Below are 16383 nucleotides of genomic sequence, written 5' to 3'. Positions count from 1 at the left end.
GGTGCGCGCCGGCTGGCATACGACGACATACTCGATGCCTGCGCACTGGCGCTCACCGCGCGCCGCGTTCATTTGGGAAAAGCGCAACGATTGCCCGATAACGCACCGCCCATCGATGCACACGGGCTGCGCATGGAAATCTGGTATTGAAAAAACGCCACCTAGGCCCGATGGCGGCTCTCGCCAGTGGTCACACCTCCGGCGATCATGTGCGCGACGCGCAGCGGTTCCGGCAGCTGACCATTGTGCTGCAATCCGATAAGCAGCCGCTCGGCCTGCTTCAATGTGATACCGCAGCGCTGCACGTACACACCGGCCAGCGGTTCCATAGGTCCCGCCTGTTCGATCAGGCGCCACTTGCGCGCACCGCCCGGCACCTTTTCCAGCAGCGCCCGGCGGATGGCCGCGAGATCAGGCTTTTTGCGCGCCACCACCAGCACGGGCAGGCCGATGGCTCTATGCAGCGCTTCAAGGTCGACCACATTGAATCCGGCAAAGGCAATGCCCTGCAGCAGGACAGCATGCAACTGCGCGTAATACTTGCTGCGCCTGAGGCAATCGATCAGCCGCTGCGTGGCATTGGCGCCGTCGCGCCGCACCCGGGTCGAGAGCACACCATCCAGACGTTTACCCGCGAACACCGCGCCCACCACCAGCACGTCGCCGCGGTGGCTGCGTGCGAAAGGCGCGTCGTCGAAACCGACGACATGTGAGGCACGTCCGGGCACGCGGTTACGGCACCATCGGCCCGGCAGGGCCCCGGCGAAAATCCTTTGCTCCACGATCGGTCGTCAACCGGAACACGCGCTCGCGGACCACGCGACGCAGCGTGATGTCCACCAGGGTGGTCTCATGCGGCTTGAGGAATTGTTCCAACTGCCTGGCGGTCGCCTTGAGTTTCGCCGGCAGGTAATGCACCAGGTCTTCGTTCAGGTAAGGGGTGATGCCGAACCCCAGGCTTTTCGCGCCGGGCAGGGCCGGCCGGTAAACCTTGCCGTCATCGCCCGTCACCGCCTCCGCGCCCGTCATGACGGCGTGGTTAAAAAAATAGGTGAGCGTGCCCTGATGACGCCGGTTCTTCTGGCGGTCGCCAAAGAATCCCTTCGGCAGATGATTGGGACTGTCCTGCGGTCCGGCGGTAAGCTCGAGATCGAAATCACCCACCGGATATCCGGCGTCGTCCTGAATCCGGAATATCACCATGGCGTGCGGATCGTGGATGAAATGATGATCCGGCAACAGCAGGCGGATCTCCTTTTCCAGCAGTTCGCGCCGCTGAACCTCCGCGGTCAGCTTCTCGAAGTCATCGCACAGCGCCGCATAATCGGCGGCGTTTTCCACGTGCAGGCAGGCGAGAATCGCGTCCACGGCAGGATCGTGCTGCTCGCCCGCGCGGATACTGCGCATGATCCCCATGGTCCTGCCGGAATGGGCGCGGCCCTCGATCAAAGCGAAGGCCGTGCGTGGTGAACGACGCACCTCCCTGATACGCAACGCCTTCGCCTCGTACTTCGGAGCATCGCCTTCGGTGACGGGCTTGGGATTCTCCTGCGTCATATGCACATAGGTCGCGTTCAGGTTCGCCGCAGCGACGCGCACCACGCCGTCGGACCCCAGCTCGCCGGTATAGGAATTGAGGTGATCGTACAGGGAATGGTCGATGCTCTGGCCGGTCAGCACGAACGGAAAGACGGGATTTCGTCCACCGGGTTTTTCCGGATAGTCGAACCAGCCGGTATTGAGCGTCCAGGATTCGGGCGAGCCCAGTTCCAGCCAATCGAGGATGCGCTCACCCGGCTCCACGCCCTCGAACCAGGACTTCAGGCGCCCGATCCGGCTCTTGCCGAGCTGCGCGAGCGCGGAGCCGAAATTCGCGGGCGCCAGCATGATCAGATGACTCATGGGGCAGGCGCCGGAACGGGGCCGCTGCACGTAATAGCGGTTCCACCAGTCACGCACTACCGGCCCGCCGGTGGAATGAGTGATACAGACGAAGCGCCGCCCTTTGTCGAGCAACGGGCCCAGCTCGCGATGCACGGCGGCATCGAAGGCCCGTGACACATCCTCCAGGCGTACCTCGTCGCGAAAACTGACGTACTCGCTCAGCCAGATGTGGCGTACGTCTATCCTGAGGCCCAGGTCTCTGCGCGCCTCCGCCTCCAGGCGGTCGGCGAGCTTGCCGTAGGTGTTCGTGTTGTGGACGCTCCATCCGTGGACGAGCACCACCAACCGGTCTTGTTCCTTCGCCATTGTTACGTCCTCCTTGTCATCGTATCCGTGCCGAAGCACCGGCCGCTTCACCAAACGCATATTGTTACGGCTAAAGTGTAGACACTATGTTCGTTTGACACCTCAGGTCGAACAGCGCAACGCTCAGTCGAGCTTGAGAAAGGGATAGCGCGCGCGGGCTGCGCGGTCCCATAACGACAATCCGGCTTCCCGTCCCAGCGTCTCGACCGCGATGATGAAATCGGGATCATCGAAGTCGACCGTGGCGGGCGCCTCAGGCCCCGTGCGTTCGATGATTTCGTGATCCAGGAATTGCTCCTCGTGCTGGCTCGAAAGCCGACCCTTGAAGCCGCGCCGGTGCATGCGCACATGAAAACGCCGGCCGGCCAGCTGCGTCAGCCAGGGCACCGCCGCCTCGCACGCAGATGTCTCGAATTCCTGCGGCGACTGAAACGCGAAACGGACCGTGACAGGCATCACCCGGCCGAAGCAATCGGCGATGGAAGGTTTCTTCACGAAGTCCTCCCGAAACTGTTCGAGGAACTGCGTCACGTCATCGACGCGCAGGGTGAGGACATTGAAGTAATCGGTCCGATGCACCGGACCGTAAGGCCACAGCAAGCGGCCGGCCTTCTGATAATGGCCGGCGATCGTACTGACCACCACATTCCAGCCGTTCATCGCTCCCCTCCCCGTACCCGTTCGGCACGAGCCCCACTACAGGATTTAACTTCCTTCTTCCGCCGCCGGTTCGGGCGATGGCTCGCCCTCCACCTCTGCGCGCGGATCGAGTTCGAGCATCTCCGGAGAGGTGCGCGCCAGCGGCACGAATTCGGCCTGCTCCGCAAGCGGGATCGGCGCCGAAACCCGCATGCGCAATGCGGCGAAGCCGGCCAGCACCATCAGCATCAGCGCCATATAGGCCATCAGGATACGCGGTGTGGAAAGATCCATGATCAGACCCGCCAGCAGCGGACCGACGGTCGAACCGATGCCGCTCAGCATCAGCAGTCCGCGCGTGGCGCCCAGAATCTCGCCCGGATCCAGATGGTCGTTGGTGTGCGCCACACTGAGCGAATACACCGAAAACGAAAATCCGCCGTAGACGATGGCCGCCACAAGCAACCCCGCCAGACTTGTGCCGGCCAGCACGAATGCCGCCGCCGCAGCCACGGCACCTGCCAGGGAAACCCCCGCCAGCACCCGCCGCCGGTCGTAACGGTCCGAGTAGTGCCCGATAGGCCATTGCAACAATGCACCGCCGAGAATCACACCACTCATGAAAAACGCGACCCCGCTCGCATGCAGGCCGATACTGCTCGCAAACAGCGGCCCCAGGCCCCAGAAGGCGCCGTTGGTGAGCCCGGTAACCAAGGCACCCGTCGCACCCAGCGGCGAGATGCCGTACAAACGCCTGAGCCCGAGTTCAGGCACCGCCACATGCGCCGGCGCCTGCATGCGGGTCAGCGCGACCGGCACCAGGGCGAGCGCGAAAAAGATCGCGACCAGAGCAAACGGCGCGACGCCCGCCACACCGTAGACCAGACTCAGATACTGCCCCACGGCCAGCGCAAGCAGGTTGATGGTCATGTACACCGCGATTACCCGTCCGCGCAGAGTCTGATGCGACAGACCGTTCCGCCAGCTTTCGATGATCAGGTACGGATATGTCCGACGCCCTGCACGATGCGCGGACAGACATAGGCACCGATGAAATAGCCGAGAAAGAACCCCGACATGATGAAACCGGCCAGGCTCTTGGAATAACCCTCCAGCCCCGTGCGCAGCGCGATGGTCGTGCCGAGCAGGCCGGAGCCGACCAGCAGGATCGCCACCGCGAGCAGCAACGAATTGATGGAAATGACAGTCTTCAGCATCGCAGGTCCGCACAGGCGAATGGACGTCAGCGCCGGCCGATAGCGGCCGCAGGAAATGCCCGATTGAGACCGTGCCAGTATCGAATACACGGGCAACGCGGATCAACCTCCCACGGCGGTTCATCTCTCTTGATCAGGACCCGTATCTGCCACCAACAGGAGTCGTAAACGCCATGAACAACCAATCAGAACTGACCTTCTACCACGCCCCCCACACTCGCTCCGGTAGTACGCGTGTACTGCTCGAGGAGCTGGGTGTGCCTTACCAATTGCACGTGATCAACCTGAAGGCCAACACCGAATACGAGCCTGCATATCTCGCCGTCAACCCCATGGGCAAGGTGCCCGCGCTGAAAGACGGCGACGCCGTCATCACCGAACGCGTGGCCATCCACATCTATCTGCCGGACAGGTTCCCGGAGGCCGGGCTCGCGCCCGCCATCGGCGATCCGCTGCGCGGCCCTTACCTGCGCTGGCTGGCGTATTACGGATCCTGCTTCGAACCGGCCGTCATGGATCGCTACCTGAAAAACGAACCCGCACCGTACTCCACCTCGCCCTACGGTGACTTCGACACCATGTTCAAGGTGCTCACGGACCACCTCGAACAGGAAGGCCCCTGGATGCTGGGCGAGCGCTTCAGTTCGGCCGACGTGCTGTGGGGTACGTCGCTCAACTGGACCACCAAATTCGAACTGATCCCGGAGCACCCCGCGATCAATGCCTACGTCGACCGATTCCTGGAGCGCCCCGCGGTGCAACGCGCCTACACGGCCGACGCCGAGCTTGCCGCCGCGCAGGAAGCGGGGGTAGCCGTTTGAGATAACCGTCTAAAAACACGGCCCGGTACGGTTTCAGTTACAACCGGGCCGTGCCCGTACTCGCAGCGTGAATATTTTTCAGGGATGATGCGGGCATGCGTCGCGCCGACCGACTGTTTTTGATCATCCATGCCCTGCGTGGTCGCCGCACGGCCATGACGGCCAGGCAACTTGCGGAAACGCTGGACGTTTCGCTGCGTACGATTTATCGCGACGTCGCCGACCTGCAGTTGTCGGGCGTCCCCATCGAAGGCGAGGCCGGCATCGGCTACGTACTGCGCAAGGGCTCGGACATACCGCCGCTCATGTTCACCGCGGAAGAAATCGAAGCGCTGTCCGTCGGCGCCCGGTTCGTGCGTGCCTTCGCCGGCGGACGCCTGGCGGCGGGGGCGCAGTCCGCGATGCTCAAGATCGACGCCGTGCTGCCCCCGGAGCTGCGGCAGCACGCCAGCCAGACCCGCGTCTTCGCCCCACCGACGATGTGGTACGAAGCCACCTCCGGACTGGTCGATCGCCTCCATGAGGCGATCAACGCACGCCAGGTGCTGCACATCGACTATCGCGACGAATCGGGCCGTGAAAGCCGGCGCGAGGTCGAGCCACTGTGCCTCGCCTTCTGGGGCGGTGCCTGGACCGTCGGCGCCTGGTGCAAACTCCGCGAGGACTTCCGCAATTTCCGCATCGACCGCCTGATCGAATTCACGGCCACGGGCGATGTCTTTGAAGACACGGCCGAACGCGGCCTGGATGCCTACATGAGCGCCGTGCGTGCCAAGTCCAACGGTAACTTCCGCTCATAGCCTGGTGAGGCGAACCCGGCGCATCTCATCCGCCTACTGACAATACGCTGTCAGCACGCCACCGGCAGACTGTCGGCTCCCCGGTCGTTACTTTCCGGCGCGGCCCGCCTTATGGACAGGAAACCGACAGGAGCAGCCCCATATGCACGACAACGCCTCCACTGCAGCCGGCGCTGCCGTCCAACGAGACCGGCGCAAATTGCAGCGGCTGGCGCTGGCCACGCTCTGCACCGCCGTCCTGATCGCCCAGGTCGATACCTCGGTCGTCAATCTGGCGGTTCATCCGATCGGCGCTTACTTCAAGGCCGGCGTCGGTTCCTTGCAATGGGTCGTGGACAGCTACAACCTGTTCTACGCCATCCTCTTGCTCACGGGCGGATTGCTGGCCGACCTGTACGGTCGGCGGCGCGTCTTCATGACCGGCGCGGCCGTTTTTACTCTCGCATCCCTGTTATGCGCGTTTTCCCCCGATATTCGCATTCTCGTCGGCGCCCGGGCGATCTCAGGCATCGGCGCGGCTTTGCTGTTGCCGGCATCGCTGGCGATTATCCGCGTCATCTGGCCCGACCCGAAAGAACGCGGCAAGGCCCTGGGCATCTGGGCGGCCTGTAACGGCGCGGCGTTTGCCGTCGGCCCGACGCTCGGCGGCCTGCTGATCGACGAATTCGGGTGGCGCAGCATTTTCCTGATGGTTGTTCCACTCGGGCTCGCGGCGCTGTTCATGGCGCCGCGCTACATACCGGAATCGTCCGACCGCAAGGACCGCCATTTCGATGCCACCGGACAGGTGCTGGGGGCATTGACCCTCGGCAGCCTCGTCGTCGCCGCCATCGAGTCGCAGCGTTTTCACACCATCGCCGCCGCGGCCTTCGCTTGCGCCCTGCTGGCGCTGATCCTGTTTCTCAAGGTCGAACAAAAACGCGGCAGTGGCGCATTAATTCCGCCCGACATGTTCCGCATCCGACCTTTCCGCGGCGCCATGATGGCCACCGCCGGCATGACCTTCGGCATGTACGGAACGGTGTTTTTGCTGCCGTTGATGTGGCAAAGCGAAGGCGCGCTGGGTCCGGCAGGCGCAGGCCTCGCACTCATGCCGATGGCACTCGTATATGTGCTGGTCTCCACATTCTCGGGCGCGCTGGAGTCTGCATTCGGTACACGCTTCATGACGGCCGGCGGCGTAGCCGTCATCGGCAGCGGCCTGTTACTGATCGGCCTGACCGCACATACCCGTTCCCTCGGCGCCGCCGAAGCCGGGCTCATCCTTACCGGCATCGGCATGGGTCTGGCCACCGGCCCATTGATGGGCGTGGCGGTCGGCTCGGTCACGGCCGCCCGCTCGGGAAGCGCCGCCGCACTGATCAACGTCGCCCGCATGGTTGGGGCCACGCTCGGCGTCGCGGCGCTGGGTACGGTCTACACCCTGGCACACGACGGGACGGAGGGGCTGTATCTCGCCCTGCTTTGCGGGGGCGGCTTCCAGCTCACCACTGCCGCCCTGGCTTGGCGCAGCATTCATCCAGGCCATGCACCGGCCGTCTGAGGCAGGCCGGCGTTGACGTCCATCGCGCCTTTTGCTAGCTTCAAATCATCTGCTGACACACAGATACGTATTCAACGAGAGATGAAACCCGCAACGGCACAACCCGTCCAAACCCGCTTCGCTATGGTCGTATCCGTAGTAGTGGTCGTACTGGTGGCCGTTGGCTTGTCGCCGTAGCGGGTTATTGTCCTTAGCAAGTTCAGAACCCCCTTCGGCGCAAGCCGAAGGGGGATTTTTTTATNNNNCCCCCGAAAAAGGAAAACAACCATGAAATCCAGCAACCAAAACCAGGCGCGAGGCTTGCCGTCATGAAATACACAGGCGCGCAAATCATCGTCAAACTGCTCGAACGACAGGGCATCACCATGGTGGCCGGCATCCCCGGCGGCGCCAACCTGCCCCTGTACGATGCACTGGCCGAGAGCCCCATCCGCCACATCCTGACCCGCCACGAACAGGGCGCGGGCTTCATCGCCCAGGGCATGGCGCGCACCACCGGCCAACCCGCCGTGTGCCTGGCCAGCTCCGGGCCCGGCGCCACCAATCTCGTCACCGCGGTGGCCGATGCCTACATGGACTCCATCCCCCTGATCGCCATCACCGGCCAGGTTTCCACCGGCATGATCGGCACCGACGCCTTTCAGGAAACCGACACCTTTGGCCTGATGCTGCCCATCACCAAACACAACTGGCTGGTACGCTCGGTCGAGGAACTGCTGGAGGTGATCCCGGAAGCCTTCCGGCTCGCCACCTCGGGCAGGCCCGGCCCGGTGGCGATCGACGTGCCCAAGGACATCCAGCAGCACACACTCGACATCGACGCCTGGCCGGAGCCGGTGCGACCGGCAGCGCCGACAGCCCCGGACGCCGACGACCTGCAGCGCCTGCAGGGCATGCTGCGCAACGCCAAACGCCCCGTGCTGATGGTGGGCGGCGGCATCATCCATGCCGGCTGCAGTCGGGAGATCGTGACGTTCGCCGAGCGCATGGACCTGCCCACGGTGGCCTCGTTCATGGGCCTCGGCGCGATGCCCGCCGACCATCCGCTGTTTCTCGGCATGCTGGGCATGCACGGCGCGCCGTACACCAACATGGTGCTGGAGGAATGTGACCTGCTGATCGGCGCCGGCGTGCGCTTCGATGACCGCGCCACAGGCAAGGCGAATGAATTCTGCCCGCAGGCAGCCATCGTCCATATCGACATCGACGCCAGCGAACTGGGCAAGATCAAGACGCCCTCGCTCGCCATCCGCGCGGACGTCGGCGAAACCATACGCCGCCTGCTGCTGGAAATTGAGCCCGTGTCACGTCCCCTGTGGCGGCAACGGGTTGCCGCCCTGCAGACCAACCACCCGCTGGCGCTGCCCGGCAGCGAAGACGTGTTCCGTCCCTACGGCCTGCTGTCCCACATCGCAGAGAGCTTCGCGGGCGAGGACGTCAACGTGGTGACCGACGTGGGCCAGCACCAGATGTGGACGGCTCAGGCCTTTCCCATGCAGCGCCCACGGCAATGGATCAGCTCCGGCGGCCTGGGCACCATGGGCTTCGGTCTGCCCGCCGCCATCGGTGCGGCGCTGGCGCAGCCGGAACGCCCGACCGTGTGCATCAGCGGCGATGGCAGCCTGATGATGAACATCCAGGAACTGGATACGGCCGTCGAGCACGGGCTCAACGTCAAGATCGTGATCATGAACAACAACCATCTCGGCCTGGTGCGCCAGCAGCAGGCATTGTTCTATGGCGCGCGATTCGCCGCCGTCAACAACCGCCGCGGCGTGGACTTCGCCGCCCTGGCCGCAGCCATGGGCGCGTCGGGCTACGACCTGGGCAAGGCCGAAGACCCGCATGCAACGCTGAGCCGGGCGTTGCGCGAGGAAGGCCCCTGCGTGATCAACGTGCCGATTGCGGCGGAGGAAATGGTCCTGCCCATGGTGCCGCCGGGCGCGGCGAACCGCGAAATGATTACGGAGGAGACGGCATGAACACCCAGCCAACCAAAATGAACGGCACCAAATCCGTGCTGGAGCTCAAGGTGAGAAACCACCCCGGCGTCATGTCGCACGTCTGCGGCCTGTTCGCGCGCCGCGCCTACAATGTGGAAGGCATTCTGTGCATGCCGGTGGAGAACACGCCCTACAGCCGCATCTGGCTGCTGGTCGACGAGGACATGCGCCTGGAGCAGGTGATCCGGCAGACGCAGAAACTGGTGGACGTGCTGGATATCCGGCGCCACAGCGCCGACCACCAAGCGTTCGAACAGCTGGAGCGGTTTTTCAATCACTGATGCTGCGCAGACACACCCAACCACCGGGTCCGGCGGAAACTGTCGGATATTCGGCGCCCCTTGTCCCGTTAAATGGCCGGACACCCTGGCCATTCGGGCAGCGACCGCTGCTATACTCAAAATCATGTAAAGCCGTCGGGCTATTTATTTTCGGGGAAACGCTCCGGGCCCGGGCTGCCCGAAACCGTGACGTATCCCACGCCCACCCGACTTGGCAATACCTACAGCGGGTGACCGATTGCATGCATGGACGCGGCAGGCACCTTGGACATACAGCCAACCGGGTATGTTCTTTAGATGAGTGCAGAACGCGAGCAGCATACGTCGTCCGCCTCGGGACCCAGTCTCAACAAGGCCTATTTACAACTCGCACAGGCATGGTCGCTTTGGGAATACCCGCTGGACCAAGCGATCCCACACATCATCCGCTCCATTTCCCGGACCCTGGGGGCACGCAGGGTCAGCGTCTGGCTGCTGAACGAAGACCGCACCTCGCTGTATCTGCTCGACCTCTTCGACGCCGAGGATCCCTCTCCCGACCAGAGCCCGCCCCTGCTGTGCCGCGACTGTCCGGTGTATTTCCACGCCCTGAACACCGGGCGCGTCATCGCCGCCGCAGACGCCTGGCATGACAAACGCACCCGCGAGCTTGCCGAACCTTACCTGAAACCGACGGGCGTCGGTGCGATCCTGGATGCCACGCTGCGCAAGGCCGGCAAAGTCGTCGGCGTGCTCAGCGTCGAGCATGTCGGCGCACCACGCCAGTGGAACGAACGGGAAACGCGTTTTGCCATTTCGGTCGCCGACCTGCTCATGCAGCGCCTGATTTACGAGGACACCCGACGCAACGAGGCCTATTACAGGGATTTGAGTTCGCTGCAGCAGGCCATCTTCGACGGGGCGTATTACAGCATCGTCTCGACGGACGTGGACGGCGTCATACGGTCCGTCAACAAAGCGGCCTTGCGAATGTTCGGCTATGCGCCGGAAGAACTGATCGGCAAACAAAACCCGGCAATTTTCCACGATCCCGAAGAGATACATATCCGCGCCGACGAGTTGTCCGCCGAGCTTGGCGAACACATCGAGCCGGGGATCGAAGCACTGGTCGCCAAGGCACGGCGCGGCATTCCCGAGGAGCGGGAATGGACGCTTATCCGCAAGGACGGCACGCGCTTCCCGGTTCTGCTGTCCGTGTCAGCGCTGAGAGGTAAAGACGGCAACATCAACGGCTTTCTGAGCATCGCATCCGACATCACCGAGCGCTTCCAGGCCAAGCGCGCGCTGCAGGAGGAGGAAGCGCGCTACCGCGCCCTGTTCGAACGCGCCGGCGACAGCATTTTTTTGATGCAGTCCGACCGCTTTACCGACTGCAACACAGCGACGCTGCAGATGTTCGGGTGTACACGCGAACAAATCATCCACGAAACGCCCTACCGCTATTCCCCGGAATACCAGCCGGACGGTCGACTTTCGCGCGACAAGGCCCTGGAGAAGATCGAAGCGGCATTCAAAGGCGAAACCCAGTTCTTCGAATGGCAGCACATCCGCCACGACGGCACGCCCTTCGATGCTGAAGTCACGCTCAACGTGATCGAAATCAACGGCGAGCCTCAACTGCTCGCTACCGTCCGCGACATCAGCGAGCGCAAACAGACCGACATTCAGCTTACCCAGTCACGCCAGGCCCTGCTCGACCGCAACGAAAGCCTGCGTCTGATCAACGAGCTTTCGTCGCGCCTGCACAGTTGTACGGCCGTTCAGTCCATCGTGGATGAAACCCTGAACGCCCTGCTGGGGATGAGCAGTACGCCGCACGTTGCGTTCTATCTGGTGGACAACGACAAACAGACACTGCGCCTCGCCGCCAGCCAGCATTTCGGGCACGATCTGGCGCAGACCGGCGCCACACTGCCCATCTCCGGCAGTCTCGCCGGCACAGCGCTCACCGAAGGCCGCCTACTGGTCAGTACCGACTTCGCCCGGGATCAGCGGCTCGAGCCGGTAGTGAAATCCGCGCTCATCGAGAGCGGCTTCGAATCCGGCGTCATCATACCGTTGATTTATAGCGGCAAGCCGCTCGGCACCATCAACCTGATTTACCGTGGCCAGCGGGATTTCAGCGACATCGAACGCGAGACGCTCGAAGCCATCGGCAGGACGGTTTCGCTCTCCCTTGCCAACACGCAGCACGTGAACGAACTGGAGTACCTCGCCCATCACGACTCGCTGACCCGGCTTCCGAACCGTGCCGTACTGCACAACCTGTTCGACGAACTCCTCCGGCAGGACGACAACACCGGCGCGCTTTTCCTGCTCGACCTGGACCGTTTCAAGGAAATCAACGACACCCTGGGCCACCACGTGGGAGATTCACTGCTCAAGCAGATCGGCCCGCGGCTGCAGTCCACCATCACCGACCAGGACATTCTTTTATGCCGTCTCGGGGGCGACGAATTCACCGTGCTGCTCGCTGGCACCGTAGATCCACTCAAGCTCGCCACCATCGCCCAGACCCTGCTCACCGCCCTGCGTCAGCCCTTCCGGATCGACGACATGCTGCTGGAGCTGGATGCCAGCATCGGTATCGCCATCTACCCCGAAAACGGCAGCGACAGCCATGCACTGCTGCGCTCCGCGGACGTGGCCATGTACGAAGCCAAAAGCAAGGGCAGCGGTTATTCCTTCTACGACCGCACCCTCGACAAGCATTCGCCGGAACGACTTGCGCTGATGACCGAGCTCGGCACGGCCATCCGCCAGCAGCAGCTCACGCTTCACTACCAGCCCAAGGTCGACCTCGGCAGCAGTACGATCACTGGCTTCGAGGCCCTGGTACGCTGGCAGCACCCGCGTCAGGGTCTGCTTTACCCCAACAAGTTCGTGCCCATGGCCGAGGTCAGCGAGGTCATACATCACCTGTCCGAGCAGGTGATTCAACTGGCGATACAGCGGCAGGCGCAGTGGAAACGGCAGGGCTATGACTTCTCGGTGGCAGTGAACCTCTCCGCGCGTAATCTGGTCGATGACCGCTGCATCGATATCATCAAGGAAGCGCTGCAGCTCGAAGGTGCTTCCGCCGACAGGCTGGAGCTGGAAATAACCGAAACCGCGCTGATGCACGACCCGGAAGGCGCCGCAAGGCTGCTCAGCCGCATCGCCGAACTCGGCGTCAAGCTGACCATCGACGATTTCGGCACCGGCTATTCGTCTCTGGCCTATCTGCGCCGCCTGCCCATACATGCGCTGAAAATAGACCGCGTGTTCGTCAGGGACATGCTCGTCAACGAGCAGGACGCGATCATCGTCCGCTCAACCATCGCGCTGGCACACAACCTCAATCTGATGGTGGTCGCCGAAGGCGTGGAGGACGAAGGCACCCTGGCGGCGCTGCGCAACATGCACTGCGACATCGCGCAGGGCTATTTCATCAGCAGGCCTCAGATCGAAAAGGACATCGACGATTGGCTCGCCGTGGGCAACGGCTGGAAGGTCGGCTAGAAAAATACCATGCAACTTTGCGGCCACTACCTCATGTTCGATTGGCTGGGACAGCCTGAAAGCAGCGAAAAACGCTCCGCGCCATACAGAGCGAACTGCCATACCATAAAAAAACTTTCCAAAATTATTTTGGACAAGCGAAATATGGCGCGATAACCGGACCGAAATTCGTCAATGTCCATTCTTTCACTGAATTACAGGCCGCCGGGCCACTCGTTTGAACACATTGGACCTCTGTGTAGCACTGTATATAACCGTATGCCGTAGAGCACCACGCCGTCCCTTTATTAACGCGGCTGTACATACTCTGAACCCAGAGCGCTGCGGTCGCCTCAGGGTTATTCTGGAGACATTGGGCCTTCCAACCAGGGTTAGTGTGTTGATTACAAATATCAATTTGTTTTTCCGCCACGGGCCAAAGTTTGTTAAATAAGGCGCTGGCACACTTGTTAAATCCCTGGTCAAATTCGGAATGATTCTTAGCCACAAACTCATCAAAATGAAGCGGCTGTCTAAGAGATTGCACATATACGTTATACAAGGATACCCATTTCTGATCAGATGCTTCTGCCCCAACCATGATCAAAAACATCGATAACGCAAGAAGAATTATCGCTTTCATTCCATGACCTCCTATTCCCTGATCAATAATATTTACTTCATAACCTCAACCTGAAAAATCCAAGTGCTCGTTTAGGCAATAGAAAAAACGCATACACCCTTAAACAGCGAAACAAAAATTACACCACGGAATTTCGCACCACCTGCCCTCCATAGAAAGCAGGCCCAAAAAATAAATATCAAAGGGAGTTAACAACTGTGTGACCGAGCGCAAATAATGGCGACCTCCTTGTGCCTAGCACCTATGCAGCGCCGTTTGAACACCCGTTAATAAAAGCTAGTTGACGTGACGCAAGCTGTCAATAACTCAATTATGCCTATATAAGCAACCATCAAGCATAGGCGGCCTGACTAACTGCTCGTGCAGTTAACAGAAATTACTTCAGTAGCTTGTGATTATGGCCAGCCGTAACCATGACAAACCAGCTCGTCAGGGCAGAACTGGGTTGCGCGCCTCGCCGGCCAGGAACGCCCGGATGTTCAGCACGCACTCGTCGATGACGCGCTGGCGCGCCTCGCGGCTGCCCCAGGCGACGTGCGGGGTAACGATCAGGTTGGGAATGTCATCGGCCAGCAGCGGGTTGCCGTTCACCGGCGGCTCGGTGGTCAGCACGTCGAACCCGGCGCCGCCGATCACGCCGTTGTGCAGCGCCTCGACCAAAGCCACCTCGTCCACCAGCCCGCCGCGCGCGGTGTTGATCAGCAGCGCATCGTTTTTCATGCGCGCCAGTTGCTCGCGCCCGATGAGGTTGCGAGTCTGCTCGGTCAGCGGACAATGCAGCGTCACCACGTCCGACCGCTCCAGCAGTTCGTCCAGCGACACGCGGCCGGGCTGCGGCTCGCCGCCGATACGCTGCGACACCAGCACCCGCATGCCGAAGGCCTCGGCGATGCGCGCCACCGCCTGCCCCAGGTTGCCGTAACCGACGATGCCGAGCGTCATGCCCGACAGCTCGCGAATGGGGTAATCCAGAAAACAGAAGTTCGCGCTTTGCTGCCAGCGGCCGCCGCGCACCGCGTCGTGGTAATCGCACAGCGAGGTGGCGAGTGCGAGGATCAACGCGAACACGTGCTGGGAGACGGTGTCCGACGCATAACCGCGGACATTGCTGACCGGAATACCCAGTTCGGCGGCAGCCTTTATGTCCACGTTGTTGGTGCCGGTGGCGGCCACGCAGATCATGCGCAGCGCATCGGCCTGCTTCAGCAGGTCCCCGGTGAGCACCACCTTTTGTACCACGGCGACCTCCACGCCCCGCAGGCGTTCCGCGACCTCTTCCGGCGCGGTGCGGTCGTAGAACCGCATCTCCGGCAATACGCCCTCCAGCCCCGCCAGGTCCAGGTCGGCGGGCGCCATGGTATCCAGGTCCAGAAACACGCCTTTCATATTGTCCTCGTTGTCGGTATGTCGGTGGACACGACAGCCGTCGCACCATGGTGGTGCAGCATAATGCATCCGGTACCGCGTTGACGACCGAGACGCTGGGTCAGCCCGCGCCTCATCTCTTATACTTTTGGATATCCAAGGACACCACCGACCCAGCAGGCGATCCGTCATGAGCGACAATGCAGCACAGATCCAGCCGGTCCGCTCCACCGGCTTTCAGCGCAACGGCGACAAGCAGAACTCCACCTTCTTCGAGGAGTACCTGACCAAGCTGCTGGAGGAGCGTGACCGCGTCGGCCTCAGCGGGCTGATCGGCGAGATCGACGCCCTGATGCTCACCGTCGATCCCGGCCAGTCCATCGACTACATCGCCGAACTGGCGCTGATGACCCCGTATCAATACCTGGTCACGCTGGAGAGCGAATCGCACTGGACCCACATCCTGCGCATCGACATGGACTCGCCCGACTTCCTGGTACGCGAGGTCAAAGACCCCAACACACGCGGCATCTTCCGCAGCCTGAACGAGGTCTACCCCATTGGCGCCAGGAAGCCGAACTGCCGCTACATGGGCGAAATCCTGAGGGTCAACAACCTGCACGACGTGGTGAGGCTGCAAAGCGAGCGCGAGTTCCGCTTCTTCACCTCGGACGAGGTCCGCAAGCTGGAGCTGCCCGGCAACATCGCCATCTCCAAGCCCTCGCCCTACACGCATAACATCATCGGCTATCTCGAACGCCCGCTCGACCAGCTGCGCGTGTACGCGCTCGGCATCAGCAGCGTCCGCGATGACGTGCATGCCGTGTGCGAATCGGCCAAGGCCCTGCAGGCCAGGCTCGGCATCGACGAGCTGGTACAGCCCATCGACCACCTGGCCACCCGCGTCTACAGCCAGAACCGCGAGGTGGCAATACTGGAGTACCTGTCCCTGTCCAGCTACTACTACTGGGGTTCCTACGACATCAAGGACCAGAACTCCTCCACCAACGTGACCAAGAGCGTCCACTTCCAGCAGGAGAGCCGCAGTCCGGCAAAGGTATTCACCGCCAACAACACGCCCTACTTCGTCAACCACCTGGAGAAGCTGCCCTCGCCCACGGAGAGCTTCGTGCGCAACTACGGCCCGCGCCTGCACCACATCGCCTTCTCGGTGAAGGACGGCAAGACCAACGGCATGGCCAACATCGACTACGTCGTCGACTCCATACGCCAGCACGGCAAGGAATTCCTGCTTCAGGTCATCGGCTCGGAAGAGGAAGGGCTCAAGCAGATCTTCTCCAGCGCGTCCGAGCACTCATCGCTGATCATCGAGTATGTGCA

15 protein-coding genes are annotated in these 16383 nt (G+C 62.1%); 8 read left to right on the top strand and 7 right to left on the bottom strand.

The window, feature by feature from the left end:
* The first annotated feature begins 12 nt into the window (after positions 1 to 12).
* Entirely contained in the window at positions 13 to 150 is a 138-nt protein-coding gene (locus P8Y64_12245) for a DUF429 domain-containing protein (GenBank protein ID MEJ2061235.1), read from the top strand.
* Between the two features lie 11 nt (positions 151 to 161).
* On the opposite strand, the gene P8Y64_12240 is transcribed toward P8Y64_12245, so the two are convergent.
* From P8Y64_12240 to P8Y64_12220, 5 genes are all read right to left on the bottom strand, one after another.
* Complete coding sequence (locus P8Y64_12240; GenBank protein MEJ2061234.1) at positions 162 to 728, bottom strand: DUF99 family protein; 567 nt, start codon at positions 726 to 728, stop codon at positions 162 to 164.
* Positions 729 to 732: 4 nt separating this feature from the next.
* Positions 733 to 2250: a phospholipase gene (locus P8Y64_12235; protein ID MEJ2061233.1), complete on the bottom strand. Its 1518-nt coding sequence runs from the start codon at positions 2248 to 2250 to the stop codon at positions 733 to 735.
* Positions 2251 to 2373: 123 nt separating this feature from the next.
* On the bottom strand, positions 2374 to 2910 hold the full coding sequence (locus tag P8Y64_12230) for a THUMP domain-containing protein (protein ID MEJ2061232.1): 537 nt from the start codon (positions 2908 to 2910) through the stop codon (positions 2374 to 2376).
* Positions 2911 to 2955: 45 nt separating this feature from the next.
* Positions 2956 to 3819 carry an MFS transporter gene (locus P8Y64_12225; GenBank protein ID MEJ2061231.1) on the bottom strand — a complete coding sequence of 288 codons (864 nt, stop codon included), beginning with the start codon at positions 3817 to 3819 and terminating at the stop codon, positions 2956 to 2958.
* A gap of 65 nt (positions 3820 to 3884) precedes the next feature.
* A complete protein-coding gene (locus P8Y64_12220) occupies positions 3885 to 4106 on the bottom strand; it encodes a hypothetical protein (protein MEJ2061230.1) in 222 nt (73 codons plus the stop codon).
* A gap of 173 nt (positions 4107 to 4279) precedes the next feature.
* Here P8Y64_12220 and P8Y64_12215 point away from each other — a divergent pair, with 173 nt between their 5' ends.
* The 6 genes from P8Y64_12215 (at position 4280) to P8Y64_12190 (ending at position 13055) form a co-directional block, all read left to right on the top strand.
* Positions 4280 to 4927 (top strand): glutathione S-transferase family protein, encoded by a 648-nt coding sequence (locus P8Y64_12215; protein ID MEJ2061229.1) that lies wholly within the window; start codon positions 4280 to 4282, stop codon positions 4925 to 4927.
* A gap of 95 nt (positions 4928 to 5022) precedes the next feature.
* Positions 5023 to 5727 (top strand): YafY family protein, encoded by a 705-nt coding sequence (locus P8Y64_12210; GenBank protein MEJ2061228.1) that lies wholly within the window; start codon positions 5023 to 5025, stop codon positions 5725 to 5727.
* Between the two features lie 142 nt (positions 5728 to 5869).
* Positions 5870 to 7270 carry an MFS transporter gene (locus tag P8Y64_12205; protein MEJ2061227.1) on the top strand — a complete coding sequence of 467 codons (1401 nt, stop codon included), beginning with the start codon at positions 5870 to 5872 and terminating at the stop codon, positions 7268 to 7270.
* A 308-nt stretch (positions 7271 to 7578) separates the two neighbouring features.
* Positions 7579 to 9252 carry a biosynthetic-type acetolactate synthase large subunit gene (gene ilvB, locus P8Y64_12200; protein ID MEJ2061226.1) on the top strand — a complete coding sequence of 558 codons (1674 nt, stop codon included), beginning with the start codon at positions 7579 to 7581 and terminating at the stop codon, positions 9250 to 9252.
* The gene (gene ilvN, locus P8Y64_12195; protein MEJ2061225.1) at positions 9249 to 9554 is read left to right on the top strand and encodes an acetolactate synthase small subunit; all 306 of its coding nucleotides are present in this window, start codon (positions 9249 to 9251) and stop codon (positions 9552 to 9554) included. Before ilvB ends, ilvN begins: the two co-directional genes overlap by 4 nt.
* Before the next feature lie 297 nt (positions 9555 to 9851).
* Positions 9852 to 13055 carry an EAL domain-containing protein gene (locus P8Y64_12190; GenBank protein ID MEJ2061224.1) on the top strand — a complete coding sequence of 1068 codons (3204 nt, stop codon included), beginning with the start codon at positions 9852 to 9854 and terminating at the stop codon, positions 13053 to 13055.
* A 124-nt stretch (positions 13056 to 13179) separates the two neighbouring features.
* On the opposite strand, the gene P8Y64_12185 is transcribed toward P8Y64_12190, so the two are convergent.
* Positions 13180 to 13677: a hypothetical protein gene (locus P8Y64_12185; protein MEJ2061223.1), complete on the bottom strand. Its 498-nt coding sequence runs from the start codon at positions 13675 to 13677 to the stop codon at positions 13180 to 13182.
* A 429-nt stretch (positions 13678 to 14106) separates the two neighbouring features.
* Positions 14107 to 15063 (bottom strand): 2-hydroxyacid dehydrogenase, encoded by a 957-nt coding sequence (locus P8Y64_12180; protein MEJ2061222.1) that lies wholly within the window; start codon positions 15061 to 15063, stop codon positions 14107 to 14109.
* A 169-nt stretch (positions 15064 to 15232) separates the two neighbouring features.
* Here P8Y64_12180 and P8Y64_12175 point away from each other — a divergent pair.
* Positions 15233 to 16383 (top strand): hypothetical protein (locus P8Y64_12175; GenBank protein MEJ2061221.1); only part of this gene is annotated, 1151 nt, incomplete at its 3' end.

The sequence above is a fragment of the Gammaproteobacteria bacterium genome, assembly GCA_037388465.1.
GTDB lineage: Bacteria > Pseudomonadota > Gammaproteobacteria > SpSt-1174 > SpSt-1174 > JARRKE01.
This window is presented reverse-complemented; position numbering and strand designations above follow the sequence as displayed.

Excerpts from the sequence above, each read along its gene's own strand:
- P8Y64_12210 (MEJ2061228.1), top strand. The coding sequence starts at position 5,023 with ATGCGTCGCGCCGACCGACTGTTTTTGATCATCCATGCCCTGCGTGGT.
- P8Y64_12230 (MEJ2061232.1), bottom strand. The coding sequence starts at position 2,910 with ATGAACGGCTGGAATGTGGTGGTCAGTACGATCGCCGGCCATTATCAG.
- P8Y64_12235 (MEJ2061233.1), bottom strand. The coding sequence starts at position 2,250 with ATGGCGAAGGAACAAGACCGGTTGGTGGTGCTCGTCCACGGATGGAGC.
- P8Y64_12205 (MEJ2061227.1), top strand. The coding sequence starts at position 5,870 with ATGCACGACAACGCCTCCACTGCAGCCGGCGCTGCCGTCCAACGAGAC.
- P8Y64_12185 (MEJ2061223.1), bottom strand. The coding sequence starts at position 13,677 with ATGAAAGCGATAATTCTTCTTGCGTTATCGATGTTTTTGATCATGGTT.
- ilvN (MEJ2061225.1), top strand. The coding sequence starts at position 9,249 with ATGAACACCCAGCCAACCAAAATGAACGGCACCAAATCCGTGCTGGAG.
- P8Y64_12225 (MEJ2061231.1), bottom strand. The coding sequence starts at position 3,819 with ATGACCATCAACCTGCTTGCGCTGGCCGTGGGGCAGTATCTGAGTCTG.
- P8Y64_12220 (MEJ2061230.1), bottom strand. The coding sequence starts at position 4,106 with ATGCTGAAGACTGTCATTTCCATCAATTCGTTGCTGCTCGCGGTGGCG.
- ilvB (MEJ2061226.1), top strand. The coding sequence starts at position 7,579 with ATGAAATACACAGGCGCGCAAATCATCGTCAAACTGCTCGAACGACAG.
- P8Y64_12190 (MEJ2061224.1), top strand. The coding sequence starts at position 9,852 with ATGAGTGCAGAACGCGAGCAGCATACGTCGTCCGCCTCGGGACCCAGT.
- P8Y64_12215 (MEJ2061229.1), top strand. The coding sequence starts at position 4,280 with ATGAACAACCAATCAGAACTGACCTTCTACCACGCCCCCCACACTCGC.
- P8Y64_12180 (MEJ2061222.1), bottom strand. The coding sequence starts at position 15,063 with ATGAAAGGCGTGTTTCTGGACCTGGATACCATGGCGCCCGCCGACCTG.